This window comes from Bradyrhizobium sp. S69 (assembly GCF_009766005.1).
Taxonomy (GTDB): Bacteria; Pseudomonadota; Alphaproteobacteria; order Rhizobiales; family Xanthobacteraceae; genus Bradyrhizobium.
In genome coordinates, this window is the sequence record NZ_LMUK01000042.1 from 482,627 (window position 1) to 506,744 (window position 24,118).

Genomic DNA, 24,118 nt, shown 5'->3' on the forward strand with positions numbered 1-24,118 from the left:
TTGCGGAAACTAACGGGCGCGCGCCGATTTTGAGCCCCACATGCACAGGCTGGACGGCTCAAATCCGAATTGGCGCGGGCGATGGGTTTCCTCATCCTCGATTTCATCCACGCCGACGGAATATTCGAACACCATGCCGTCCGGGCCCTGGAAGTAGAGGAAGCGCGCGCCCGAGGTCGGATGACGCCCCGGACCGAACACGATCGGAACACGCTGGCCCGACAAATGGTAGTAGGAGCGCAGCACGTCGTCGTTGCTCTCGACCTGATGGTTGACGTGTTGAATGCCGGGCCCGCGGCCCGGCGCCAGCGCGATCGTGTGATGGATCGCGTTGACGCGCATTAGCGCGATGTCGCCGATCCGGTCACTGACTCGTGCGTTGCAAACCTGGGTCCAGAATTTCTCGTCTCTTGCGGAATTGGTGGTGTTGAGGCCGACGTGGCTGAAACCGGTGATACCCGCATCCCGTGTGGCAAAGTAGCGCTTGCCGCTACGCTCCGGCCGGACCACCAGTTCGATCTGGTTGCCGGTGGGATCCTTGAAACCGATGAACGCTTTCACCTTGCGCAGCGCGCATTCGGTCGGCGTGCCCGCGTGCACGGGGTGACCCAGCCGATCCAGCGTCGCGGCGGCGGCGTCCAGTGTGCTCTCGTCTTCGACCTCGAATCCCACGGTCTGATCGCCTGGGTCGCCTTCAAAATAGCACAGCGTGTGTGCGCGATCGTCCGAACGGAGATACAGCGCCTTCCCCGACTGTTCACCGATCTGCAGTCCCAGGCATCTGGTCGCAAAGTTTTCGGCGTCTTCGAGATTGGACGTTCCCATTCTCACATAGGATAGATCCTTGAGTTCGATCATGTTGCTCTCCTGTGCAGGGGATGCTTCATCCGGCCCGGGCGGGCTGCAATTCGGCGATATCGGCGCATTCGCTTCCCCATTCGCAGAGCGAGGAAGCCTCGAGCGTAAATTGCCGGGGGCGATGGTGAGGTCCGATATCGCTCAGGCCGTAGCTGTATGAGAAAACATAACCCTCGGGCCCGGCAAATCGCAGGAATATCTGGCCCGATGTCGGTTCACGTCCAGGGCCTTGTACGATCTTGAGCTGACGCTCCTGGACGAAATAATTGTTCTGCATCACGGCATCCATGCTTTCGACACCGTACGAAACATAGACGAGGCCTGCTTTGTCGGAGGGATAGAGCACGACGCGGTGATGCTTCTGGTCGATCCCGAGATAAGTCACCTCGCCAACCCGGTCGGTTACCTTGGCATCCAGGATCGTCGTCCATAATCTGAGATCGTCTTTCATCGCGCGGCTGCGGAGGCCGACGCTTTGCAAGCCGGTGACGCCGGCGTCACGGCTCGGGAAATAGCGGCGGCCGCTTTGCGCCGGCCGCAAAACCAGATCGATTTCATTGCCGCTGGCGTCCTGGGCGATGAGCGCGCGGCGAACGAAGCGCCTGCCGCATTCATCCTCCGTTGCTTCGCGTGTGGAAAACCCATCGCTTGTCAGCGCTTCCGCCACGCGATCGAGCGCTGATTCGCCTGCGATCTCGATGCCAATGCTGGATTTTTCCGTTGCCGTGGTCAGACAGAGCGTGTGATAGCGCTGGTCGGAGCGGTACAGAAACGGTTCAAGCTTGTTGGGAACGTGTTCCAGCCCAAGGATATCCGTCGCAAACGTCGCCGCGGCCTGCGGTTGCGCAACCGCGAGCCGCACATAGCAGAGCTGGATGATCGAACTTGTTTGCGATGATGGTTGTCCCGGGCTGTTCATGCTCAGTGCTACTTTCGGGATTTGATCGACGAGGCGATATGCAGACGGATGATGTCGCGCCAGACCTTCAGTAATCGGGAAAATTGCTCGGGATCGTTTTCGATCAGGGTCCGTACTGAAAAGCCGCGGACCACGCTCATGGTCAGGGCGAGAATGTCACTGGCGAGCTGCTTTGGCAGACCCGCCGAAACCAGCGTATCAGCCCACGCAGCTTCAACGGAAAATCGGGTTGGCCGTGAGATCTGGTAGGTTTCGCGTTTGAGATTGTGCGAACTTTCGTCGCTCATGGCGATCGCAAGTTCGAGGAAAAAATAATCCCCGAAATAGAAGTCCCGGGCGTCCTGAATAATTCCCTCGATCGGGTCGCCAACCGTCCGGGCGGATTGTGCACGCCGTGCGCTCTGGGTCAGCGAAAGCTCGTTGACATATTGCAGGACCGCGACGACGAGGGCATGCTTGTTCTTGAAATGGTGCAGCAAGGCGCCGCGCGAGACGCCGGCGAGGTCGGCGACCTCGACCGTCCGCAACCCGCCGAAGCCTTTGGCGCGCACCAGCTTGATCGCGGCCTCCAGCAATTGCTTGCGCGTGGTCTCGCTGCGTTCCGCCTGGGTTCGGCGCGATGCGTATTTGGGCTCGGCGGAGCTGTCTCGGCGCGATCGCAGTTTTTGCCGCGGGGCGGCGGCCCGCAGCGTTGCGGGCGTAGGGCGGCCGGTCGGCTTTGGCTCTTTAGAATTCGACATAGACGCTTTCTTCAATGATGGTGACCGGGAACGTCCGCAGTGCCACCGTGCACGGCATGCCCGTGGGCTTGCCGGTGGTCACGTCAAAAGTCCCGAAATGCCAGGGGCATTCGACGATTTTTCCGCTTAGCATGCCTTCCTCCGACAGCGAGGCCTCGCCATGCGTACATAGATCCGCCGTTGCATAGATCGTTCCGGCCACATTATAGACGGCGAGCGTCGTCCCGTCAGGCATCGATGCGGGACGGATTTCGCCGTCGGGAAAGTCGGCGATGGCACCGATCAGAACGCTGCTGGTCATGATATCCGTCGTATCCGTCATAACATCGTGCTGCCGCCGTTGACGCTGATGACCTGTCCGGTCACGAACGAGGCTTCTTTCGAAGCCAAATAGCAAACCATGGATGCAACTTCGTCCATTTCGCCGGCGCGACCCATCGGCACCACGTCGACAAATCGTTGCAACGCCTGCGGCGACATCAAGGTCGCTTTCTGGACTTGTGGTGTGTTCACGATGCATGGCGCGACGACATTGAAGGTAATGCCGTCCTTGGCGAATTCGCGGGCGAGCCCGGTGACCATGGCATGGACACCGCCTTTCGCGGCATTATAGGCCGCGTGATCCCACAGGCCGTTGCGGACCGAATCGGCGCCGATATTCACGACGCGGCCATAGCCCTTGGCCTTCATGGTGGGAACGGCATGCCACGTGCACCACAGCGCGGTCCATAAATTGCGGTCTATCGTGGTGCGCAGGGTGTCCGGGGTGTGATCGAGGAACGGCTTGATGATGCCGCCGCCGGCATTGTTGACCAGCACGTCAATGGTGCCGTAGGCGTCGATCGCACATTTGATCAAGTCGCCCGCGACATCCTCTTGCGACAGGTCGCCTGTCTTGATTGTCGGCCTATTGAAGCCCGTTGCCTCGAGTTTTTCGGCAACGGACCTCAATCGCTTTTCATCGACATCCGAGATCACCAGGCGCGCGCCGGCTTCCGCGAAATGCTTGGCGATCACCGCGCCGATACCGCTTGCGGCACCGGTGACGACAACAACCTGACCGGAGAATTGCGAATTCATCTGGCGTCCGTCTTCATCTAGAGCACGATACTGATGCGGCCGTGCGGACGCAGCCCTTCGCTGCCGAGCAGGCATCGCTTTTCTCTGATAAGAAAATCTTCCCCGTTGGTCGTCAGCCGATAGTTGCTGGTCCCGAAATACAAATCGGTGGTGCCGTCCTTGGTCCGGAGCGTGTGAAACACGCAGCTCACTTCCATCTCCTGATCGGTCCTGGCGCGAATCCGTACATTGCCGACGATTCGACTGGTTTTCGAGTGGGGAAATTCGGCGTGCGCGGTGCGTTTCATCAAACGCTTGACCCGTTCACCGAGCCTGATCCGGTCATCGGCGATATAAAACAGGCTGCTGTCCGGTGACGCATCGGGCGGCAGGTCGGTGCAGGGTACTTCGTATTTAGCGTCGTCGGTGAACAGGGTCAGCCATTCCGGCAGCCGCCATCGATCGAGCAGATCGGCCTCGGCAAACAGGAAGTCTTCAACGTCGGATCGGCTTACGGAATGCATGTCGACCTCCTTTAGGCTGCAACGCCCTTGATCTGCGGGATTGGCGTCGGGAACATCTGCCTGTTCCACTGGGTCCAGAAGGCGCGCATCTGAAGCTCGTCGTTGTAGGAGGGTTTGTCCTTGCCCATGCCCTTTGAGATGTCGTTCCACTGCGCTTCCTTCGAATTCTTGAATCCACGCTGACAATGCTCGAGCGCCTCGGCATCGTCGGGCGTTGCGAATCCTCCCGGGCCGAGGAATTCGAGGAAATTGTTGAGGCGGTATTTTCGTGCCCAGGACGTCTCGTCATTCGGCGCCAATGCCCAGGCGTTGATGACCATGTAGTCTGGCGCCATCGGGAAATAGGTTCGGACCGTCAAGGCCATGATATCGTTGACGACCAGATTCGGAAAAATGAAGAGATTGCGATTCATCAGCGCGATCCGGTCCGCGCGCTCCTTTCCAAACCGCTCGAGCAATTTATCGTACTGCCTGCCGATTTCGGATTTGCCGGCCTCTCCCCAGCCGGGAATCCACTGGGCGACCGGGCGTCCCCACGGTGCGCCATACTCCAGAACGGCATGTCCGTTTCCTAGATCGTGACCGAAGCCACCCATCCGCCCGGTGCTCAGATTGTCCGTGGTATTCATCAGAATATCGAAATAACTCGCGTGCGTGGTGGCGGCGTGATAGCCGTCGATGCTGTTCTCCGTCAGCAATTTCCAGTTCGCGCGGATCGAGTATTCCTGACTGCCGGCAACGATCGACATGCCGGCGTCGGTCTGGTCGCAGATCACGTCGAGATATTCCCGGGCGCCTGCGAGATAGTCGACCAGCGGGATGATGTTGCGGTCGAATGAGACGAAGTTGAAATCCCTGTAGGTTTCGAAGCGCGGCGCCGCCTGCATGTTCGAGGTTTCGCGATCCTTGAAGCCCTCAGGGTAGGAATCCTCACCCGGCTGGCTTCGCAGCTTGCCGTCGGAACCAAAAACCCAACCGTGATAAAAGCACTGGAACGACTTGGCGTTGCCCTTGCGCTCGCGGCAAACCTGCGCACCGCGGTGCGGGCAGGTATTCATCAATGCCCTGAGCTGCCCCTTGCTGTCGCGGGTGAAGAGAATGCTGCGGCCGGCCACGACCCGGCTGATGAAATCGCCAGGCTTCGGCAATTCCGAGGAGTGTCCGAGATAAAGCCAGCAACGATCGAAAATTCGTTCCTTCTCCGCCTCATAGATCTCAGGATCGACGAAGTTGCGGCGCGCGACCTTGAATATCCGTTGGGCCGGGTCCACGAGCAGGGCCGGTTGGGCGTTGTCCGCGTTCATGGCGTTTCCTTTCTATCAGGCAAGTCTATCAGGCAAGCGTGCGCTTCAGTTCGAATTGCGGGTTTTCGAGGTCGCTCCTGCGGACCGTCTTTCGCGACGCGACAAGGCGGCGCAGGACCGACATCTCGCGCGCGGAATTGACCGCAATTCCGCCGACGACCTCATGGTCGCGAACACTCAGCGTCGTGAAGCGTCCATTGGCGACGTCGCCCCTGACGATCTCGTCGCCGCCGCCGGGATGGCCGACGATCTGGATATTGGCGTCATATTGGTCGGACCAGAACCAGGGCGGTGCGTCATAGACGGTGGCTTCGCCCGCGATGTTTTTTGCGGTGGAGATCGCTTGATTCTGCGCGTTCGCCCAGTTTTCGAGCCGTATCCAGCGGTCGTGACACCGGCTCCATTGTTCGGCGACATCTCCTGCCGCATGGATGCCGTCGATATCGGTAGCACCCGAAGCGTTCACCTTGATGCCGTGAAGGGTCCGCAGTCCAAGCGCGTGAGCAAGATCGACCGATGCCTCCACGCCTATGCCGACCAGGACAATGTCGGCGGTAATGATGGTTCCATCTTCCAGTTCGACGCCGTCGGCGGCTGAGCACTTGATCGAAGCGCCACAAACGATGTTCACACCCTTCCCGGCGTGAAGTGTTTCGGCGTATCGGCTGAGCGTCGGCGAGCCGATCTGGGGCAGCACGGTTGCAGCCTTCTCAAGGACGGTGACATGGCAACCGCGCGCGATGGCCGCGGATGCCACTTCGAGGCCAATGACGCCGCCGCCAACCAGGACGACCTTCTTGCCGGGCTGCAACGCGTTCCGCAACGCCAGCGCATCGTCCATGCAGCGCAGGTAGCGGACCGGCAGGGGACCGGCTTCCAGCTCAGGCATCCGGCGCGGATGTGTGCCCGTCGCCAGCAGCAGCTGGTCAAAGGCAAATTGTCTTCCATCTTCAAGACCAATCTCGCGCCGCTCGATATCGGCCGCAACGACGCGGGAAGACGTGCACAAGGTTACGTCGATCTCGGCCCAATCTTGTGCGCTGCGGATAAACGCCGGATTGGGTTCGTGATCGAGCAGGATGGCCTTGGAGAGTTGCGGTCGTTCGTAGGGAAGGTGGGCTTCCTCGCCGAGCAAGGCGATCGGTCCGGTATGCCCGGCGGCACGCAACGCCTCCGCCGCGCGGCCTCCGGCCTGGCCGGCTCCGACAATCACGACGCGCGTCTTCGACAGGTTCACCGCGTTCGCTCCCTTGTGGCCTCGCAGATGCGAAAGCCATCGTGACGCTTTCAAAAGACGTCTTGACACCAAGTTAGAAACAATCAATCCTGTTTGTAAAGTAAAAACTGCGCAGGTCGAGGCTCCGTTCACGGTTGTCCCGATCCGCAAAAAAGCTCGCAAAGAGCAACAGGGAGAGACGCGGTGGGCGCTGTGATCGATGTTCACACCCATATTGTGCCTTCGCGATTGGCCGCGGATCCCAAACGGGACCGCCGATGGCCGAGCGTCGAGTTATCCGGCGGCGATCAAGCCGCGGTGATGATTGCGGGCAAGGTGTTTCGCAAAATCGATACGCGATCCTGGGACGTCGACCGGCGTCTTGAGGACATGGTCGAAGATGGCACCGACATGCAGGTGCTGTCGCCGATGCCGGAACTGCTGTCGCATTGGCTGCCCCCGGACGATGCGGAATATCTCGCCGATGTGATGAACGATGAGATCGCGGCGATGATGGCGCGCGCGCCACGCCATTTCGCCGGCATTGGAATGGTTTGCGCGCAAGACGTTGCGCGCGCGGTGCGCCAGCTGCAAAAGATCAAGGCGCAAGGCTTTGCCGGGATCGAAATCGGCACGCATATCAATGGTACAGCACTTGGCAACGAGAGCCTGTTTCCGCTCTATGAAGCCGCCGAAGCGCTGGATCTCGGAATTTTTGTGCACCCGTTGCACCCGGCCGGCATGGAACGGGTCGACGCCAGTCCGGAGTTTGCGGCGACCGCCGTATTCCCGTTGGAGACCGCGCTGGCCTCGGTGTCGCTGCTCGCGGCCGGGGTTTTGGAGCGGTTTCCGCGCTTGCGCATCCTGCTGAGCCACGGTGGCGGCGCGCTCTCATGGATCTTACCGCGGATGGATTTTGGCTGGTCGCTTGGCCTGAAAGGCAAGATGACACAGCCGCCTTCGAAGAGTGCCCGTCAGTTCTGGTATGATACGATTCTCTACGATCCTGCATCGCTATCATTCCTCGCCAATGCAGTCGGCAGCGATCACATCGTCGTCGGGTCCGATTATCCCTTTTCGATCAGGCAGAAGCAGCCGGGCGCTTTCGCGACACGGGCCCTGGATAACGAAGCCGTTCTGGCCGCCAACGCGCTGGCGTTCCTCGGCCAAGCGCACGACGTAAAGCAATTGGACCGGGTGCCGAGTTCGTCGTCGGCAGAGGGGAGCCGCGCGCGTGGTTGAGTGCCGGTCGCTTCCCCAGATGTGTTTGTTGGGTCCGATGCCGCCGCGAACGCCGGGCCGCAGCGACGCGCAAGTCCCCTCGGACGCCGACCGGGGCGAAAGCAAATATGGCCGGATAGCCTTTGTCTATTTCTATCAGGAAGGCGCGCAAGCCGATCCGGCCTTCGGCCTGCTGGACATCGAAATAGCGATCCAGCGTCGCGGCGCCAACGCGTTTCAGTTCGAAATCTACTGTATCGGCGATGGCTATCAGAGCGGGCACGGTTCAAGCAAGCCGCAGCCGCTTTCGATCGAATTCCGCGTCGGGGCCCGCACTGCTGCAAGAGCGGATTGGCCGTATCCGACCATTCTCAACGGTCACATGGACGCCCTGACATTCTCCGCGCCGATTGCGCTTAGCGACGGCGATTTCGAGCAGATCGACAGCGCCTGGCTTCCGTCGGTCCGTGCCGAGGCGACGATATGCCTGGAGTAAATGCCGTGCCCGGCGGGATGATCATGCTCGGAACGCGCGCCGTAGCGCGGGAAAAATTGCTCGACAACGGCGCGCGCGCGGCGACGGCCCTCGACCAGCTCGGCGTTCGCGAGGGCGACGCGATCGCGCTGCTGATCCGCAACGATCCCTGCTATTTCGAAATCATCCAGGCCGCGGCGCATCTCGGTGCCTATGTTGTGCCGCTCAACTGGCACAGCACGGCCGACGAGGTCGGTTACATCCTGTCGGATTGCACGCCGCGAGCCTTGATCGGACATGCCGATCTGATCGAGCGGGTTGCGGGCGCAATTCCCGTTGATCTGCCGGCCTTCACCATCGCCGACCATGCCGGCGCCATCTCGGCCGCGTCTTCGCATGCGAACGAATGGTCCGCATTCCGCGACCAGGCCGAGCCCTGGACCAAGCCGGCGCGAGCGCCGCGCGGCACCATGATCTATACGTCTGGGACGACCGGACACCCCAAGGGCGTTCGGCGCGCACCCATGAAGCCGGAGCAGGTCAAGAAAAACGCCGCGCTGCTGCGGGATATCTACGGGATAGAGGACGGCATGCGGGCCTTCGTCTGCGGCCCGCTCTATCACGCCTCGCCCGGTGCGTTCGCGCGGCAGGCCTTTCAACACGCCGATTTGACGGTGCTGCAGCACAGTTTCGATCCGGAAGATCTGCTTCGTACCATCGCCGAGCATCGCATCACGCATTTGACAATGGTGCCGACGATGTTCGTGCGCTTGTTGCGGCTCGATGAAAAGCTGCGTGGGCGTTACGACGTGTCGTCGATCCGCTGGGCAACCCATACCGGCGCGGCATGTCCGCCGGATGTGAAGCGGCAGATGATCGATTGGTGGGGCCCGGTCATTCACGAGACCTATGGCGCCACGGAAACCGGTCCCGCGGTGGGATGCGATTCGCTGGAATGGCTCGCGCACCCTGGCACGGTCGGCCGACCCATGGCAGGCACCGAAATCAAGATTTACGATGAGGACGCAAACGAATTGGGGCCGGCCGGCATCGGCGAGATATTCCTGCGCACCGAGGCCTATTCGGATTTCACCTATCATGGCCGCCCGGACCAGCGACTTCAGGTCGATCGCGGTGGGCTCGTGACCTGCGGTGACGTCGGCTATCTGGATGCGGACGGGTTTCTCTTCATCTGCGATCGCAAGCGCGACATGGTCATCTCGGGCGGCGTCAATATTTATCCCGCCGAAATCGAGAATGCCCTGGTCAATTGCCCGGGCGTACGGGACTGCGCCGTATTCGGTGTGCCCGACGAGGAATTCGGCGAGAGCCTGGTCGCGGCAATCGAGGCGGAGCCGGGCGCGGAGCCGACGCCGACGGATATCGGCGCCTTTCTGGCATCGCGCCTTGCGCGTTTCAAAATTCCGAAGCGGTTTGTGTTTCACGACGCCCTGCCGCGAGAAGCCAGCGGAAAAATCTTCAAGCGCAAGCTGCGCGATCGTTACCTTCAATCGTCCGCCGTTGCAGGCGCTTAGTCGCTTGCCCGGCCCAACAGGAGACCAAGAGTGGACCTTACAGCCAAATTCGTCGACGTCGCCGGCGCCCGCACACGCTATTACGATATCGGTCAGGGCGAGCCCACGATCCTGATCCACGGCGGTGGTCCGGGCGCGTCCGGCTTCAGTAACTATCGCAAGAATGTCGAGCGGCTGGCGGCCGGCCGCCGCGTCATCGTGGTCGATTTGCCGGGCTTCGGCGAGACCGAAGGTAAACTGAAGGAAGGACCGATCTTTGCGGTGATGGGCGATTTTGTCCGCAGCTTCATGGACGTGATTGGCGTCCAGAAAGCGAGCTTCGTCGGCAATTCATTGGGCGGCGCGACCGCCTTGATGGTGGCGTTGCGGGCACCGGATCGCGTCAACCGGCTGGTGCTGATGGGGACCGGCGGCAGTCAGGCGATCTTTACGCCGATGCCGACTGAAGGCTTGCGGCGGATGGCGACGTTTCATGGCGGCGAAGGACCGACACTGAAGAAACTGAAGGGCGTGATCGAGCTTCTGGTGTTCGATTCGTCTTCCATCACCGAGGAATTGATGGCGGAGCGGCTGAAGGCTGCGACGCGAACCGACGCCATCGATATCTTCAAGCGGCCGCCGATGGATATCTGGCGCGAGGATCTCGCATCGCTCAAGCACAAGACGCTGATCGTATGGGGGCGCGACGATCGCGTCGTTCCGCTTGATTCCAGCTTTATCCTGCTGAAGACGATGCCGAACGCGCAACTGCATGTTTATCCCAAATGCGGGCATTGGGCACAGTGGGAAAAGGCCGACGAGTTCAACGCACTGGTCGCCGACTTCCTGGACCGGGCATGAGCGACGCCGTCATCGTAAATCGGTTGGCGACGCGGTTGTTGGCCGCGGAAGCCGACTGCGCGCCGATCGATCCGATCGCCGCTGAACTCGGCAGCAAGCAAGTCGCTTCAGCCTATGCGGTGCAGGCAGAGGTGACCAAGCGCGGGCTAGCCGGCGGACGGCGGCTGGTCGGCCGGAAGATCGGATTGACCTCCAAAGCGGTGCAGCAGCAGCTTGGGGTCGACCAACCGGACTATGGCGCGCTGTTTGCCGACATGGAGGTCGCGACCGGTGGCGAGGTTCAACGCGCAAAACTGATCCAGCCTCGTATCGAAGCGGAGATCGCCATCGTCCTCGATCGCGATTTGCCGGAACCCGACGTCACGATGGGCGAATTGATGCGCGCGGTCGCTTATGCCGTGCCCGCGCTGGAGATCGTCGACAGCCGCATCAGCGATTGGAAGATCACCATTCTCGATACGGTGGCGGATAACGGCTCAAGCGCGCGCTTCGTGCTGGGCGCGGCACCAAAACGCCTGACGGATGTCGATCTCGAAGCCTGCGGCATGGCCATGACCCGCAACGGGGCCGTGGTGTCGGTCGGGTCCGGGGCTGCTTGTCTTGGACATCCACTCAAGGCGGCGTTGTGGCTGGCGCGGGCGATGGCCGTCGCAGGCCATTCGCTGCGCGCGGGTGACGTCGTGCTGACGGGGGCGCTCGGACCGGTGTCGCCGGCCGCGGCCGGCGAATTCTACGAGGCGCGGATATCGGGATTTGCGCCCGTCAATGTACGTTTCGTTTAGCCGCGCGTAGGCTGAGGACTACCGGTTCGACCGTCGAATTCGGCCGGACCGGCAACGAAAAACAATGTTCCGGAGGAGGTCGCCATGAGTTCAATCACCCGACGGTCCGCTATTGTCGGTGCTGGTGCCGCAGCCCTGACGCTGGGGCGTCCGAGAAGCGCGTTTGCCGCGAAGAATTATGATACCGGCGTCACCGATACCGAGATCAAGCTCGGTACCACCTCGCCCTACAGCGGCCCCGCGTCGGGCTTTGGCGTCTACGGCCAGGCCCAGACCGCGTATTTCAACATGGTCAACGACCGCGGCGGCATCAACGGCCGCAAGGTCAATCTGCTCTCGCTCGACAACGCCTACACGCCGCCGAAAACCCTCGAACAAACCCGCAAGCTGGTCGAATCCGACGAGGTGTTCGCGATCGCGGGCATGCTCGGCACGTCGCCGAATTCGGCGACGCAGAAATATCTCAATGGCAAGAAAGTCCCGAACCTGTTCCTGACCTCGGGCGCCGAACGTTTCAACGATCCGAAGGAGTTTCCCTGGATCGTTCCGTTCTATCCGATCTACGTCGCGCAGAGCGCGGCCTTCGGAAAGTACATTCTAAAGGAAAAGCCCAATGGCAAGATCGCGGTACACTATTTGAACGACGATCTCGGCAAGGATTTCCTGCGGGGTCTCAAGAAAGGCCTCGGCGACAAGGGGGCGGCCATGATCGTCAAGGAGATCGGCCACGAACTGTCCGAACCGTCGATCGACAATCAGGTTGCCGATTGTATGGCCGCGGGCGCCGACGTGTTTGTTCAGTTGACCGCGTCGAAATTTGCCGCCCAGGGTATTCGCAAAGCCGCGGCGCTGAACTGGCATCCGCTCTACATCGTGAACTCCAATTGCAGCTCGATCGGCGGCACGCTGGCGCCGGCCGGCCTCGACAACGCGAAAGGCCTAGTCTCGGCGTGGTGGGAGATCAATCCAACGGATCCTGCGGAAGAAAACAACCCGGCGGTCAAAGCCTATGCGGAGTTTCTGCGGAAATATCTGCCCGCCATCCGCATCGACGACAACACCGCGATCCCCGGCTACAACAATGCCTACATGATCGAGCAGGTGCTCAAACGTTGCGGCGACGATCTGACGCGCGAAAACCTGTTGAAGCAGGCCACCTCGTTGAAGGACGAAAAGCCGCCGCTCTATCTGAGCGGCATCAAGGTCTATAACTCATCCACCGATTACCGTGCGGTTCATAACCTTCAGCTCAGTCGGTTTGATGGCAAGCAGTGGGTTGCGATCGGCGACCTGACCGATCTTGACGATCCCGCAACCTGAGTGAGACGCCGGAATGATCGGTTCGAGCGAGGAATTATGACAGGCTCCATGCGACCGCTGTATAACGCGGCCGACCTCAAGCGTCTCATCGACCCCAAAGTCGTAGCCGTCGTTGGCGCGTCGGAAACGCGCGGCTCGTTCGGCGAGCGCACGCTGTCCAACATGTCGGGCTTTTCGGGCAAGGTTTTCGCGATCAATCCGAAATACCAGACCCTGCTGGGCCGGCCTTGCGTGCCGTCTTTGGCGGATATGCCGGAGCGTCCGGATTGTGTGGTGTTGTGCGTCGCGCGGCAAATGGTCGAGAGCATGATCGAGGCTGCGGCTGTGGCCGGGGCAGGCGGAGTCGTCGTCTACGCCTCGGGCTTTGCCGAAACCGCCAAGCCGGATCGCATCGAGGCGCAAGGGCGCCTGATCGAGGTCGCCCATCGCACCGGCGTGCGCGTGGTCGGCCCGAATTGCGTTGGGCTGGCCAATACGCGTTCGGGGGCCGGACTGAACTTCATGCCGGACTATGCCGGCATGGGGCACAGACGCGGCCCCATCGGGATCGTGTCGCAAAGCGGAGCCCTGGGCTACACCGTGCTGCAGGGCATGGAGCGCGGGATCGGATTTTCGCATTATCTCGCGGCAGGCAATTCCTGCGATGTCGACGTCTGCGATTTTATCTCTTACCTCGCCGAAAACGACGATACCCGTTCCATTATCTGCCTGCTGGAGGGCGTCAAGGATGGCGACCGCTTCCTGAGCGCGGCGCGCAAGGCACGCGACGCTGGCAAGGCGCTGATCGTCTACAAGACCGGCAACAGCGAGACTTCCAGCAAGGCCGCGATGTCGCACACCGGGACGATGGTCGGATCGGTCGTCGCCTACCAGGCCGCGTTGGCCGAGGTCGGCGCCATCGCACTCGATAATCTCGAGGCGGTACTGGAGACTGCCTCGTTCTTCGCCAAAGCTGGCGCGCCGACTCGCGGAAGGGGCGCTGGGATTCTCTCGACGTCGGGCGGTGCCGCGGTGATTTGCGCCGACAAGGCCGAAGCACATGGCGTGCCGTTGCCGTCACTCGAGGCCAGAACAGCCAGCGCGTTGCACGAAGTCGTGCCGGACTTCGGCTCGGTCGCCAACCCGTCGGATCTCACCGCTGAAGTGCTGAAGACGTCGGAGACATTCGGATTTTGCCTCGACGCCTTCCTCAACGATTCCGGCTTCAGCGCGCTGGTGATGCCGATGATCTTCGCGCACGCCTCGTCGAGCGGTGCGCGGGCGCCGACCATCGTCGAGGCGGCCAGTCGCACCGATCGACCGCTCGCCGTGGTCTGGATGAACGAGTGGTACCAGGGACCGGGCAGCGAGATCCTTGATGCCGATCCCAAGGTCTGCATGTTTCGCTCGGCGGATCGCTGCTTCGCGGCGCTGAAAGCCTGGTTCGATTGGCACGAACATCGCGCCAGCCACAGGACGCCGGCGCCACGACGATCATCCCTGTCGGCCGAGCTGGCCGCGCGCGGCATCCTTTCCAGCGCGAAGGCCGGCGGCGCGGCGCTATCGGAAACCGATTCCAAGCGGGTGCTCGACTGCTATGGCATCGCGATCCCGCTGGAAATCCTTGCGAGCGGCCCCGAACAGGCCGTGCGGGCCTCACGCGAGATCGGGGGCCCGGTGGCACTCAAGATCGTGTCGCCCGACATTCTCCACAAGACCGAGGCGGGCGGCGTCAAATTGGGACTGTCAACGCCGCAGGACGTCAGCGCGGCCGCGGCGGACATTCTGGCGTCGGCCAAGCGATACGCGCCAGAGGCCCGGATCGACGGCGTCAGTGTGCAGCAGATGGTCCCACCGGGGATCGAAATCGTGCTCGGCGTCAAGAACGATCGCCAGTTCGGCCCGCTGGTCGCGGCCGGACTTGGCGGGATCATGGTTGAACTGCTCGGCGACACCAAAGTGCGGCTTGCTCCCGTCGATGACCAGGCGGCGCGTGCGATGCTCGCCTCGTTGAGGGGGCATGCGTTGCTGACGGGCTTCCGCGGCAGGCCCGGCATCGATATCGACCGGCTGGTCGATATCATCTGCCGGCTGTCGGAGCTGGCGCATGATCTGCGCGATGTGATCGATCAGATCGACGTCAACCCGGTGATTGCGTCCGCTGATGGCGCCATCGCCGCGGATGCATTGATCGTGTGCCGATAATGGCGCGGGCCTTATGGTGCCCAACCGTCCGCGTGAGCTAGGCCATGAACCCATAAATCCGCCGGGCTGACGCTGCGCCAGAGTCCGCTTTGTCCCGATAGCCGACGTGTTGCTGCATAGCAGCGGAACGACGCGATGTGCCAAGCCGACGTACGCCTCTCGTCAGAACCGGTACGCCGACGCGGGCTCTCGTACTCTGGTTGCATCCAGCGATTAAGCCCTGATTAAGTGTGTCCATGACAATGACGAGCAATTTCCGTTGGATCGGCCATAGTGAAGATTGCGCCGCCTCGCCTAAACTGACCAAGCCATAATGCGTCCCTCGCTTCGTTCCAATCACTTTATCCTGGAAGCATTTGATCGCGATTTGTGGTGCCCGATTGCGCAGACCCTGTTTCATGCCGCCGACATCGCGGCCCTTCGCGCAATCCTCGAGGAAGATGCGAACGACGATCCCGAGCTGCGCCACTGCTATCATCTCGACAACCACCAGCTCGCGGCGCTGGCCGCGCGCTTCGGCGTCAAATTCGATCGCTCCGAGTTCGCGTCAGCCGACCTCGTGATCGGGCTCTTCCGATGGCATCCCCTGAGTGAAGCGCCCTACCTGATCCACACCGGATATGAGCTGCCGCTCCTCCTGGACGGCCGGAAGAAGCTCGCGCGGATGATACACGAATATCCACCGATGACATTCGACGGCGAACACCGCTTCGATCATTGGGTGGCCGAAGGGCTGCTGCACCGGGAAGAGGTCATCGAGCCATTCGATGCCCCCACCAAGGGATATCTTGGCCTGCGGACCGTCTTCTACACGCCGAAGGGCGAGGAGTGGCGGATTCCGGCGCGTGAGCTGATATGGCGAGGCTGTCGCAAAGGCTGGAACGAGCATTTCGAGCGGCTCGAGGGCATGCTGTTCGGCTATGAGGACTGGCAGAACGACTGGTGGATCGATCAGAAGTCACAGCGCGGCGCCTTCGGCGGGCTACTGCTCTGCTGTCCTGTCACCGCAGCCGGATTGGCATGGATGGAGACGGCCGGCTTTCGTGCACTTCCGCCGGTCGAAGGGCCTGCCTTTGTGATTGCCAGCTATGACGCAGACGAAAAAGACCAACTGGACGCCTTGATGCGCGAGGGCCTCGATCGTGTCGCGGTGGCGCGCTTTAACGTCGGCGGTCGGGACGTGATGGATTTCATCGACCTTCGCCATGCTGGCCCGTGGCATGTCTCGGGAGAGCGGATCCGCGATCTGAACAGGAGCCTGCTCGGGCCGGTCGTGATCGTCGCTCGCCGACACGATCTTGTCTCATCGGAACGCGCCTGAGGTCTGCTCCGGGTCATTATGCGAAATGCTCATCCCGAGTGGATGTTTTCCGCTTTGCCTCCGATAACGGACATCGGGTGACCGCGCCGCCGCATCTGCCGAGCGGGTCTAGTAGCTGCTCCAGCGTAGCTCGCGCATGGACGCGGAGCCCGCGTGCCCAGCCATCGGACCACAACAGCTTCGCGGTATCGTCGCAGAACAGACACGTGGCTTTTCGATCAAGGCGATCTTAAAAATGCTAAGATCATCTTTAAGTTGTTCGAAACAACCCAGGTGTATCAGTCGGGCATGACGACATTCATCGCATTGCTTGGTGTTGCAGGGCTCGCCTATCGCGTGTTCGTGAAGGGCGAAACCATCTTTGTCAAAAACCCCAATTGGAAAATGAGGGGGCTCTCATGTCTCGCCATGGGTATGGCATTGATCGCGCTATCCGTTTTCATCCTGATCGCTTCGTATGTACACCACCTCCCGGTACCGGGCATCAACTGGGCCATGCTCGTGCTTGGCGGCTCCATAATAGTGTTGGGTGTTCGGGTCATGAAGCGCTCGCCTGCCGCATAGCGTTAAACTAGACCACTGAGTTTCGCTTTGGGTCATTCGCTACACGCGCGCCCCGGCGGCAAGTCCGGTCATGTCGGCTATGCTGCCGAAACCGGAAGTAAATTCAGAAGATTAGCGGCTTCGCTATAGCCCGGTGCCGGTTGATCACGGAGCAAAATAGGTCTTGACATGAATTTGCTGAGTTGCCCGTCGTGCCAATGTGTCGCAGCGATCGCGCTTGATCGCGAAGGCAAATCAGCTTCACTTCTTAGGCCATCCCGTCCCACCAGAGGGGCGTATGCGCATTCGTCACGAAACGCGGGTCGGGGAGCGATGGACGCGAAGGCTGCGACTGACGAGCGTGGCTGAAGCGTACGGCAAAGTCGTGTGGTCCTGACGCCCCGATGGCAGGTGTCAAGTTCGCAGGGAGCTCGCGCTTCTTGGGATCGACGGTGACAAGCAAGCTTTGGTCTCACCGGGGAGAGCACGATATAAGCCGTAAAGCCATTGCGCAGGGAAGGCCGGAGTGTTTCCGCTGAACCTGTATGCTCATGTGCGTTTTTTTATCTACCTTTGCACATGAGACCGCGGGTGCAGCGCGCACCCGGTCTTCCCTGCGCCCTCTGTTTTTGGAGGGACAGCGATGATGCAGCAACTCGGGCGCTTGCGCGCAGCGAGACCGCTGAGCTGTTTGAAATTCGAATCTGAAATTTGAATCAGCCGCGATGGCGCCTGAATTCTAAAGCGTGATGACTTTGAGTTAAATCAGCAAACGTGCAATTTCAGGTGAGGGGACCTCTCCGCGAGTCAGAACTTGTTGCAAGAGCCCCTCACCCCAACCCTCTCCCCGCAAGAGCGGGGCGAGGGAGAAGAGTTGCCGTTGCGATGTTCCAACCTGATCTCATACCGCTATAGGGCGTAGCCGAAATCGGCGCCGAGCTTCGCCGTCATATGCGGGCGACCGAAATCGGCCCATGACGTCGTTTCCGGCAAGGTCAGCGAGATCGCGCGAACCATGAAAGTATCGGGATCGGTGACGCCGCTGGGTTGGATACCGCGATCGCGATAGGCGCTGACCGCTTCGAGCAGCAGCCGCCGTGTCATGACGATGCCGGTGTCGCTTGAACCCAGATGCTCCTTGCTGCGGTCGAAGATCGGACGGATGCCCGATTGGCACGCGCCGTCCTGGACCCAAAGCCCAGGCAATCCCGAAAACCAAGTGTCGACCTGGCTTTGATAGTCGAACCGGTAACCGTTTTCGCGGGTGAATTTGGTCCAATAGTCCGCATAAGGCACGGTCGGGTCACGCTTGACGAAGGCGTGCTTGCTGGGGTGGCCGGTCTCGCGGCCATTGTGGCCTTCCTCGAATATTTCACGCGTCTTGGCCGGCAGCGGCTCGGAGGGATGATAGGAGAAGAAGATGCAGAGCGTGTGGTTGTCATCCATCGGCACCCAGGCGTGGCCACTCAGATCGGGGAATTTCGATTGCGGCGGCACCAGCGAATAAAACGGCATCATGAACTGGTTGACGCGCCAATAGAGCCTTTGGTCGCCGAGCTGTCGCTTTGCCGCGATGCTCATGCCGAAATCCTGCCGGATGCATTCGAAAGTCGGCCGCAGGTCGCGCTTGGCCAGCCATTCGTTGATCAGGCCCTTGGAGTCGATGCGACCGTGCAGGATCGGCGCATGTGCCGAATCGATTTCGCCTTCCAGCGCCTGCAGCCAGTTGCATTCCTGCACCCGCATCGAGACTACGACGCTCTCGGCGGGAACGAGATTCCATTCGACATTCGGCAGTGGCGGCAGTTCGGCCGTTTCGGGTCCCATATAGGTCCAGACCATGCCGTTACGCTCCCGGCAGGGGTATGCGGTGATCTTGACCTTGTCCTTGCGCCGGCTCTTCGCCGGTTCGGCCGGCATGTCGGTCACAGCACCGGTCACGTCGTATTTCCAGCCATGATAGACGCAGCGCAAGCCGCAATCCTCGTTGCGGCCGAACATCATCGGCGCGCCGCGATGCGCGCACGCATTGGCCATCAGGCCGACGCGCCCTTGTGAGTCGCGAAAGGCGACTAGGTCTTCTCCCAGCAGCATCACGCGCTTCGGCTGGCCGTCCGCGACCAGATCCCGTGAGAAGAAGAACGGTATCCAGTACAGACGGAACAGCGACCCCATCGGCGTTTCGGCCCCGACCCGGACCAGCGTTTCGTTGTCTTGATGTGAAAGCATGGTCGTTTCCTTATCCAGCGGCCTCGCGCGGAGGCTAGCGTTTTCTTTGTTTTGCGGCGCCAGTCGCCGCAGCTGCGTCGCGCGCGATCAGCGCGACGATGTCGTCCGGAAGCCCGGCCTGTTGCGCGACCCAGACGGGGTCGCAATCCCTCAGCGGCGGACGCGGAACCGGCGGATGTTTGCCGGCGCCGACCATTGCAACGATCGTCTCGATCCGCAGCCGCTCGAGGCGTTGCAGGGCCTCTTCCACCACCGGCGCTTCGGCGCGGCAGCCGGGCAGGTCGAGGTAGGACACGCGGGTAAGCCAGGCGCCTGAATTGGTCTCGACGGTCTCGGCTTCCAGCATGTAGGGCACGGCGAGGTAATCCCTGAGCCGCATCGGATTTCCGCTCATGATCGAACCTTATCGAGCTTTGGGCACTGCGGATCTGGTCTCCGCCATTATACTACGTATACGTAATAACACCCCGCTGACCGACGAACAAGACCCATCCGATGCGTCATGAGCATGCCTGGTGTCGGCAGGCGAGGGGCCAGCGTTGCGGCTTATTTCAAGGGGGTGGGCTTGCCGGTGCCATTCCGTTCTCGATCGGGTTCCGCGACCAGCTTGACGCACCGCATGAAGTGCGCCCGATCCTCCGGCGGCAAGGGAGCGAGCAATGCTGCCTGCAGCCGCGCGGCGCCGGCGACGATTTTCAACAGCACGGCCTTGCCGGCCGGCGCCAGCAACACCTCGGCGGAGCGGCCATCGCTGCCGTTGTTGCGCTTGGTGATCAGCGAGCGCTTCACCATCCGGTTGATCATTTCTCCGAGCGTGCTGCGATCGATGCGAATGTGGTTGGAAAGTTCGGTCAGGGTCAAGGTGCCCAGCTGATGCAGCGTCAGCAGCACGCCGAACTGCCGCGGTGTGATGTCGTTTTGTCTGGTCAGTTGTTCATAAAGCGCGGTCGCGCGGGTATCGAGCAGCCGCACCAGAAAACCGAGGCCCTTTTCGAGCTGCAGCGTACGCGCGGTGTCCGCCGGTGACCTCTCTTCCGTAGCGGAACGTGCGTCTGATTTTGGCGGGGTCTTCATCGGACTCTCTGAACGGAGAAGGAAAACACCGCTTGATAACACGATGTTTGGAAGACCTGAATAAACCTATATCGGCATGACAGGAGTAAACGACGTCACTCAGGAAGGCTCAGGATCGTTTTGAGCAGTTTCGGAAACCGTGCATTGATGTCCTCCTCGCGCAGGACATTACGGTGTTCGACACCTTGCTTTGACGTCCGGACCAGGCCGGCCTCCCGCAGGATCCGAAAGTGATTGGACAAGGTCGACTTGGCCATGTCAGGGCAAGGCGCCGCCTCGGTGCACGACATGCACTCGTCCTTGGCGACCAGGCTCTTGATAATGCGCAGCCGCATCGGATCCGCGAGGGCTGCAAGCACCCCGGCCAATGTGATCTCGTCTCGCGGTGGGTGGACGAACTGCACCATGCGCAAAATATAGCATCCCCCTTGAACTCGTTCAATGGTTCACTAGTTCTGAACTATTGAATATCGGCGTTCTGCCGGATGAGGGGGACCTGCTATGACCAAGCGACTTGAAGGAAAAGTGGCACTTGTGACCGGTGCATCCAAGGGAATCGGCGCTGAAATCGCCGCCCGGCTCGCGGCCGAGGGTGCGGCGGTCGCCGTGAACTATAGCTCCAGCAAGGAGGCCGCCGACCGCGTGGTCGCGGCCATCATCGCCAAGGGAGGCAAAGCCGTCGCCGTCCACGGTAACTTGGCTGATGCCAAAGATGTGAAAGGCGTGGTCGCGGAAACTGTCAAGGCGTTCGGTGCGATTGACATCCTGGTCAACAATGCGGGCGTATACGAATTCGCGCCGCTGGAGGCCATCACCCCCGAACACTTCCACAGGCAATTCGATCTCAATGTGCTCGGCCTGCTGCTGGTTTCGGGGGAAGCGGCACGGCACTTCAATGCCAAGGGCGGAAGCATCATCAACATCAGCTCCGGCGTGTCGACGATCGCGCCGGCGAACGCCGCGGTCTACACCGCGACGAAAGCCTCGGTGGATGCGATCTCCGCCGTGTTGGCCAAGGAATTGGCGCCGCGCAAGATCCGCGTCAACGCGGTCAATCCGGGCATGATCGTCACCGAAGGCGTCGTATCCGCCGGCCTGCACGAGGGTGATATGCGCAAGTGGATCGAATCGACGACCCCGCTTGGCCGCGTCGGCACGGTCCAGGAAATCGCTGCCGCGGTGGCCTTCTTTGCTTCGGACGACGCCTCCTACGTCACGGGCGAGACCCTCCACGTGACCGGCGGCCTTCGCTGACAACGAACCGGTAGCTCCAGGGGACGGCGATTTCGAAGGTCGTCGTCTCCCGCAGCGAAGGGCGATGCTCGTCTCCGAGCAAAAAGCCAATTCCCAAGAAGACTCGTAAGAACGCACGGACAGTTTCATGGATCAAATCACCGATCGCTCGAAAATAAAAAGAACAGTAGATCCTTCTGCCGCCCGACCGGTCCGAACAGCGGCGAGCGTCGTCGCGGCGGTGGCTCTCATTCTTGGGGCGGGCTATTTCGGCCTTTCGCACTATTACAAAGGCGCCGGTCAGGTCGCCCCGCCGCAGGCGGCGCCTCCGCCGGTAACCGTCAGCAAGCCTTTGCAGCGTGATATCGATACACGGCTTGGATTTCTGGGGCAGTTCTCGGCGATCAACCGAGTAGAGTTGCGGGCCCAGGTCGGCGGTATCCTGACCGAAATTCACTTCGAAGACGGTCAGATCGTGCACAAGGGCGACTTGCTGTTTACGATCGACCCGCGACCATACGAAATCAAACTCGCGCAAGCCACCGCGGCACTGCAAACCGCAACTGCACACATTGCGCTCGCGAACAATCAGCTCTCGCGCGCCCAGTCGCTTCGGCGCAGTGATTTTGCGACCCAGGAGACGGTCGATCAGCGTACCTACGATCAGGACGCTTCAGCAGCCGCCGTCGAGGATGCCAAGGCGCGGATTCGGGATGCCCAACTCGACCTCGAATATTGCCGCGTCACGGCGCCTTTCACCGGGCGGATCGGGGCTCGCCAGGTCTCGATCGGGAGCCTGGTCGCGGGTAGCCGGGCCGCGGTCAGCCCGACCACCCTGCTCGCAACATTGGTCTCGCTCGATCCGATCTACCTCGATTTCGACATGAGCGAATCCGACTTCCTGACCTTTTCGCGCGAACGAGCCAAGGGCGGCGGCCCGCTCGCCGACAAAGTCGTGATCGGCTTGAGCGATGAGAACAACTTTGCACGCGAGGGCATGCTCGACTTCGTCGACAACACTCTCGATCGCTCGAGCGGAACGATCCACGCGCGCGCCACGGTACCCAACGCCGATCTTTTTCTCGCGCCCGGCCAGTTCGCGCGGCTTCGCGTCGCGGTCGCGCCGCCCACGGCCGTTCTGATGCTGCCCGATGCGGCGGTCGTGCTCGACCAGTCCCAGCACCTCGTGATGACGGTTTCCCCCGATGGGACCGTGGTGCCGAAGATCGTCGAGACCGGTGATCTCCGCGGCGGCCTGCGGGTCATTCGGTCCGGACTGGATCCTGGCGACCGGGTTGTCATCGATGGACTGGTACGCGCCGTTCCGGGCTCGAAAGTCGCGCCGCAGGATGGTGCGATTCACTACGACGCGGCCGTTGACGGCCAAGGTTGAGCCAGGAGTTTCCCCGTGCGCCTTACACACACTTTTATCGATCGGCCGATCTTCGCCACCGTTCTGAGTGTCTTCGTGACCCTGATCGGGCTTGGCGCGCTCGCGATCCTGCCGGTGGCCCAATATCCGGAGATCGTGCCGCCGACGGTACAGGTCACCACGAGCTATCCGGGCGCATCGGCAGAGACCGTCTCACGCACCGTCGCGACCCCGCTCGAGCAGCAGATCAACGGCGTCGAGAACATGCTCTATTTGAGCAGCCAGTCCACCGGAGATGGCAAGCTCACGGTCACCGTGACATTCCGGATCGGCACCGACCTGAATGTCGCGCAGATGCTGACGCAAAACCGGGTGCAGGATGCGCTGCCGCGGCTGCCGGACGACGTCCAGCGCCTCGGCGTCCAGGTCAGGAAGTCGACACCCAATATTCTGTTGGCGGTTCACCTCTATTCGCCGGATAGCTCGCGGGACACGCTGTATCTGTCGAACTATGCGACGTTGCACGTGAAGGATGTCCTTGCGCGATTGCCTGGCGTCGGCGACGTCCAGTTCCAGGGCGCCCGCGAATACGCCATGCGTATCTGGCTCGATCCGGACAAGGTCGCGGCCCACGATCTGAACGCCGCCGAAGTATTGGCAGCGCTTCGCGCGCAGAACCTACAGGTTTCCGCGGGGATCCTGAACCAACCGCCTGTCGCTTCGGCTCAAGCCTACCAGATCAATGTGGAAGCGCTCGGACGGCTGGCGACACCCGAACAGTTCGCCGAGATCGTGCTCAAGTCCGATCCGCAAGGCCGCGTCACGCGCCTGCGCGATGTCGGACGCGTCGAAGTCGGCGCGGCCGATTATGGCTCGACCGCTTACATGGACCGCGGGCCGGGCATTCCGTTGCTGATCTTCGCCCAGCCCGGCGCCAACTCGCTCGAGGTGGAGAAGGAGGTGCTGTCCAGCATGGAGCCGCTCGCCAAGCAGTTTCCGCCCGGCGTCGCCTACAAGGTGATCTACGATCCGACGATCTTCGTCGGCAAATCCGTTGATGAAGTCATCAGGACCATCTTCATCGCGATCCTGCTGGTGGTCGGAGTGGTGTTCCTGTTTCTGCAGAGCTGGCGGGCCGCGATCATCCCGGTGATCGCGATACCGGTATCGCTGGTCGGCACCTTCACGGTGCTCTGGGCGGTCGGCATCTCGCTGAACAATTTGTCTTTGTTCGGACTGGTGCTGGCGGTGGGCATCGTGGTCGATGACGCCATCGTCGTCGTGGAAAACGTCGAGCGCAATCTAGAGCGCGGCATGACGCCGGCAAAGGCTGCGCATACCACGATGGACGAGGTCGGCGGCGCGCTGA

Annotated in this window: 24 protein-coding genes; 12 read left to right on the forward strand and 12 right to left on the reverse strand. The window is 61.3% G+C overall.

Annotated features, from left to right (window positions below; genetic code table 11):
* Positions 1-9 precede the first annotated feature (9 nt).
* The 8 genes from GSQ88_RS22360 to GSQ88_RS22395 are packed head-to-tail and all read right to left on the reverse strand — an operon-like array spanning position 10 to position 6,773.
* Positions 10-858 carry a VOC family protein gene (locus GSQ88_RS22360; RefSeq protein ID WP_159009906.1) on the reverse strand — a complete coding sequence of 283 codons (849 nt, stop codon included), beginning with the start codon at positions 856-858 and terminating at the stop codon, positions 10-12.
* A gap of 25 nt (positions 859-883) precedes the next feature.
* Positions 884-1,777 (reverse strand): VOC family protein, encoded by an 894-nt coding sequence (locus tag GSQ88_RS22365; protein ID WP_159009907.1) that lies wholly within the window; start codon positions 1,775-1,777, stop codon positions 884-886.
* 8 nt (positions 1,778-1,785) lie between these two features.
* Complete coding sequence (locus GSQ88_RS22370; RefSeq protein ID WP_159009908.1) at positions 1,786-2,517, reverse strand: TetR/AcrR family transcriptional regulator; 732 nt, start codon at positions 2,515-2,517, stop codon at positions 1,786-1,788.
* The gene (locus GSQ88_RS22375; RefSeq protein ID WP_159009909.1) at positions 2,504-2,818 is read right to left on the reverse strand and encodes a non-heme iron oxygenase ferredoxin subunit; all 315 of its coding nucleotides are present in this window, start codon (positions 2,816-2,818) and stop codon (positions 2,504-2,506) included. Before GSQ88_RS22375 ends, GSQ88_RS22370 begins: the two co-directional genes overlap by 14 nt.
* Positions 2,819-2,835: 17 nt before the next feature.
* Entirely contained in the window at positions 2,836-3,597 is a 762-nt protein-coding gene (locus GSQ88_RS22380; RefSeq protein ID WP_159009910.1) for an SDR family NAD(P)-dependent oxidoreductase, read from the reverse strand.
* Between the two features lie 17 nt (positions 3,598-3,614).
* Complete coding sequence (locus tag GSQ88_RS22385; protein WP_159009911.1) at positions 3,615-4,100, reverse strand: aromatic-ring-hydroxylating dioxygenase subunit beta; 486 nt, start codon at positions 4,098-4,100, stop codon at positions 3,615-3,617.
* An 11-nt stretch (positions 4,101-4,111) separates the two neighbouring features.
* Positions 4,112-5,404: an aromatic ring-hydroxylating oxygenase subunit alpha gene (locus tag GSQ88_RS22390; RefSeq protein ID WP_159009912.1), complete on the reverse strand. Its 1,293-nt coding sequence runs from the start codon at positions 5,402-5,404 to the stop codon at positions 4,112-4,114.
* A gap of 28 nt (positions 5,405-5,432) precedes the next feature.
* Positions 5,433-6,773 (reverse strand): NAD(P)/FAD-dependent oxidoreductase, encoded by a 1,341-nt coding sequence (locus GSQ88_RS22395; RefSeq protein WP_159009913.1) that lies wholly within the window; start codon positions 6,771-6,773, stop codon positions 5,433-5,435.
* A gap of 51 nt (positions 6,774-6,824) precedes the next feature.
* Here GSQ88_RS22395 and GSQ88_RS22400 point away from each other — a divergent pair, with 51 nt between their 5' ends.
* The 9 genes from GSQ88_RS22400 (at position 6,825) to GSQ88_RS22440 (ending at position 16,862) form a co-directional block, all read left to right on the forward strand.
* Positions 6,825-7,862, forward strand: coding sequence for an amidohydrolase family protein (locus tag GSQ88_RS22400; protein ID WP_159009914.1), 1,038 nt, complete (start codon positions 6,825-6,827; stop codon positions 7,860-7,862).
* Positions 7,863-7,899: 37 nt separating this feature from the next.
* Complete coding sequence (locus tag GSQ88_RS22405) at positions 7,900-8,337, forward strand: hypothetical protein (RefSeq protein WP_159009915.1); 438 nt, start codon at positions 7,900-7,902, stop codon at positions 8,335-8,337.
* Positions 8,325-9,851: an AMP-binding protein gene (locus GSQ88_RS22410; protein WP_349628234.1), complete on the forward strand. Its 1,527-nt coding sequence runs from the start codon at positions 8,325-8,327 to the stop codon at positions 9,849-9,851. Before GSQ88_RS22405 ends, GSQ88_RS22410 begins: the two co-directional genes overlap by 13 nt.
* A gap of 30 nt (positions 9,852-9,881) precedes the next feature.
* Positions 9,882-10,691, forward strand: coding sequence for an alpha/beta fold hydrolase (locus GSQ88_RS22415; protein ID WP_159009916.1), 810 nt, complete (start codon positions 9,882-9,884; stop codon positions 10,689-10,691).
* Positions 10,688-11,473 (forward strand): 2-keto-4-pentenoate hydratase, encoded by a 786-nt coding sequence (locus GSQ88_RS22420; RefSeq protein ID WP_159009917.1) that lies wholly within the window; start codon positions 10,688-10,690, stop codon positions 11,471-11,473. The genes GSQ88_RS22415 and GSQ88_RS22420 overlap by 4 nt, the downstream gene beginning before the upstream one ends.
* 84 nt (positions 11,474-11,557) lie before the next feature.
* Positions 11,558-12,793 (forward strand): ABC transporter substrate-binding protein, encoded by a 1,236-nt coding sequence (locus GSQ88_RS22425; protein WP_159009918.1) that lies wholly within the window; start codon positions 11,558-11,560, stop codon positions 12,791-12,793.
* Positions 12,794-12,841: 48 nt separating this feature from the next.
* Positions 12,842-14,977, forward strand: a complete 2,136-nt coding sequence (locus tag GSQ88_RS22430) for an acetate--CoA ligase family protein (protein ID WP_159009919.1) — start codon at positions 12,842-12,844, stop codon at positions 14,975-14,977.
* 313 nt (positions 14,978-15,290) lie between these two features.
* On the forward strand, positions 15,291-16,298 hold the full coding sequence (locus GSQ88_RS22435; protein WP_159009920.1) for a hypothetical protein: 1,008 nt from the start codon (positions 15,291-15,293) through the stop codon (positions 16,296-16,298).
* A 153-nt stretch (positions 16,299-16,451) separates the two neighbouring features.
* Positions 16,452-16,862, forward strand: coding sequence for a hypothetical protein (locus GSQ88_RS22440; protein ID WP_210253864.1), 411 nt, complete (start codon positions 16,452-16,454; stop codon positions 16,860-16,862).
* An 888-nt stretch (positions 16,863-17,750) separates the two neighbouring features.
* Here the strand turns inward: GSQ88_RS22440 and GSQ88_RS22445 are convergent.
* The 4 genes from GSQ88_RS22445 to GSQ88_RS22460 form a co-directional block, all read right to left on the reverse strand.
* Positions 17,751-19,070 carry a Rieske 2Fe-2S domain-containing protein gene (locus GSQ88_RS22445; RefSeq protein ID WP_159009922.1) on the reverse strand — a complete coding sequence of 440 codons (1,320 nt, stop codon included), beginning with the start codon at positions 19,068-19,070 and terminating at the stop codon, positions 17,751-17,753.
* Between the two features lie 34 nt (positions 19,071-19,104).
* Positions 19,105-19,464 (reverse strand): hypothetical protein, encoded by a 360-nt coding sequence (locus GSQ88_RS22450; protein WP_246784917.1) that lies wholly within the window; start codon positions 19,462-19,464, stop codon positions 19,105-19,107.
* A 152-nt stretch (positions 19,465-19,616) separates the two neighbouring features.
* Complete coding sequence (locus GSQ88_RS22455; RefSeq protein WP_159009923.1) at positions 19,617-20,144, reverse strand: MarR family winged helix-turn-helix transcriptional regulator; 528 nt, start codon at positions 20,142-20,144, stop codon at positions 19,617-19,619.
* Positions 20,145-20,239: 95 nt separating this feature from the next.
* Positions 20,240-20,551, reverse strand: a complete 312-nt coding sequence (locus GSQ88_RS22460; protein WP_159009924.1) for an ArsR/SmtB family transcription factor — start codon at positions 20,549-20,551, stop codon at positions 20,240-20,242.
* A gap of 94 nt (positions 20,552-20,645) precedes the next feature.
* Here GSQ88_RS22460 and GSQ88_RS22465 point away from each other — a divergent pair, with 94 nt between their 5' ends.
* From GSQ88_RS22465 to GSQ88_RS22475, 3 genes are all read left to right on the forward strand, one after another.
* Positions 20,646-21,398, forward strand: coding sequence for an SDR family NAD(P)-dependent oxidoreductase (locus GSQ88_RS22465; RefSeq protein WP_159009925.1), 753 nt, complete (start codon positions 20,646-20,648; stop codon positions 21,396-21,398).
* A 220-nt stretch (positions 21,399-21,618) separates the two neighbouring features.
* A complete protein-coding gene (locus tag GSQ88_RS22470; protein WP_210253865.1) occupies positions 21,619-22,770 on the forward strand; it encodes an efflux RND transporter periplasmic adaptor subunit in 1,152 nt (383 codons plus the stop codon).
* Between the two features lie 15 nt (positions 22,771-22,785).
* Positions 22,786-24,118, forward strand: a 1,333-nt coding sequence (locus GSQ88_RS22475) for an efflux RND transporter permease subunit (protein WP_174248082.1), incomplete at its 3' end; no start/stop codon positions are given.

Excerpts from the sequence above, each read along its gene's own strand:
- GSQ88_RS22365 (WP_159009907.1), bottom strand. The coding sequence starts at position 1,777 with ATGAACAGCCCGGGACAACCATCATCGCAAACAAGTTCGATCATCCAG.
- GSQ88_RS22445 (WP_159009922.1), bottom strand. The coding sequence starts at position 19,070 with ATGCTTTCACATCAAGACAACGAAACGCTGGTCCGGGTCGGGGCCGAA.
- GSQ88_RS22455 (WP_159009923.1), bottom strand. The coding sequence starts at position 20,144 with ATGAAGACCCCGCCAAAATCAGACGCACGTTCCGCTACGGAAGAGAGG.
- GSQ88_RS22385 (WP_159009911.1), bottom strand. The coding sequence starts at position 4,100 with ATGCATTCCGTAAGCCGATCCGACGTTGAAGACTTCCTGTTTGCCGAG.
- GSQ88_RS22460 (WP_159009924.1), bottom strand. The coding sequence starts at position 20,551 with ATGGTGCAGTTCGTCCACCCACCGCGAGACGAGATCACATTGGCCGGG.
- GSQ88_RS22390 (WP_159009912.1), bottom strand. The coding sequence starts at position 5,404 with ATGAACGCGGACAACGCCCAACCGGCCCTGCTCGTGGACCCGGCCCAA.
- GSQ88_RS22405 (WP_159009915.1), top strand. The coding sequence starts at position 7,900 with ATGCCGCCGCGAACGCCGGGCCGCAGCGACGCGCAAGTCCCCTCGGAC.
- GSQ88_RS22420 (WP_159009917.1), top strand. The coding sequence starts at position 10,688 with ATGAGCGACGCCGTCATCGTAAATCGGTTGGCGACGCGGTTGTTGGCC.
- GSQ88_RS22410 (WP_349628234.1), top strand. The coding sequence starts at position 8,325 with ATGCCTGGAGTAAATGCCGTGCCCGGCGGGATGATCATGCTCGGAACG.
- GSQ88_RS22435 (WP_159009920.1), top strand. The coding sequence starts at position 15,291 with ATGCGTCCCTCGCTTCGTTCCAATCACTTTATCCTGGAAGCATTTGAT.
- GSQ88_RS22465 (WP_159009925.1), top strand. The coding sequence starts at position 20,646 with ATGACCAAGCGACTTGAAGGAAAAGTGGCACTTGTGACCGGTGCATCC.
- GSQ88_RS22375 (WP_159009909.1), bottom strand. The coding sequence starts at position 2,818 with ATGACCAGCAGCGTTCTGATCGGTGCCATCGCCGACTTTCCCGACGGC.
- GSQ88_RS22370 (WP_159009908.1), bottom strand. The coding sequence starts at position 2,517 with ATGTCGAATTCTAAAGAGCCAAAGCCGACCGGCCGCCCTACGCCCGCA.
- GSQ88_RS22380 (WP_159009910.1), bottom strand. The coding sequence starts at position 3,597 with ATGAATTCGCAATTCTCCGGTCAGGTTGTTGTCGTCACCGGTGCCGCA.
- GSQ88_RS22430 (WP_159009919.1), top strand. The coding sequence starts at position 12,842 with ATGCGACCGCTGTATAACGCGGCCGACCTCAAGCGTCTCATCGACCCC.
- GSQ88_RS22450 (WP_246784917.1), bottom strand. The coding sequence starts at position 19,464 with ATGAGCGGAAATCCGATGCGGCTCAGGGATTACCTCGCCGTGCCCTAC.
- GSQ88_RS22360 (WP_159009906.1), bottom strand. The coding sequence starts at position 858 with ATGATCGAACTCAAGGATCTATCCTATGTGAGAATGGGAACGTCCAAT.
- GSQ88_RS22425 (WP_159009918.1), top strand. The coding sequence starts at position 11,558 with ATGAGTTCAATCACCCGACGGTCCGCTATTGTCGGTGCTGGTGCCGCA.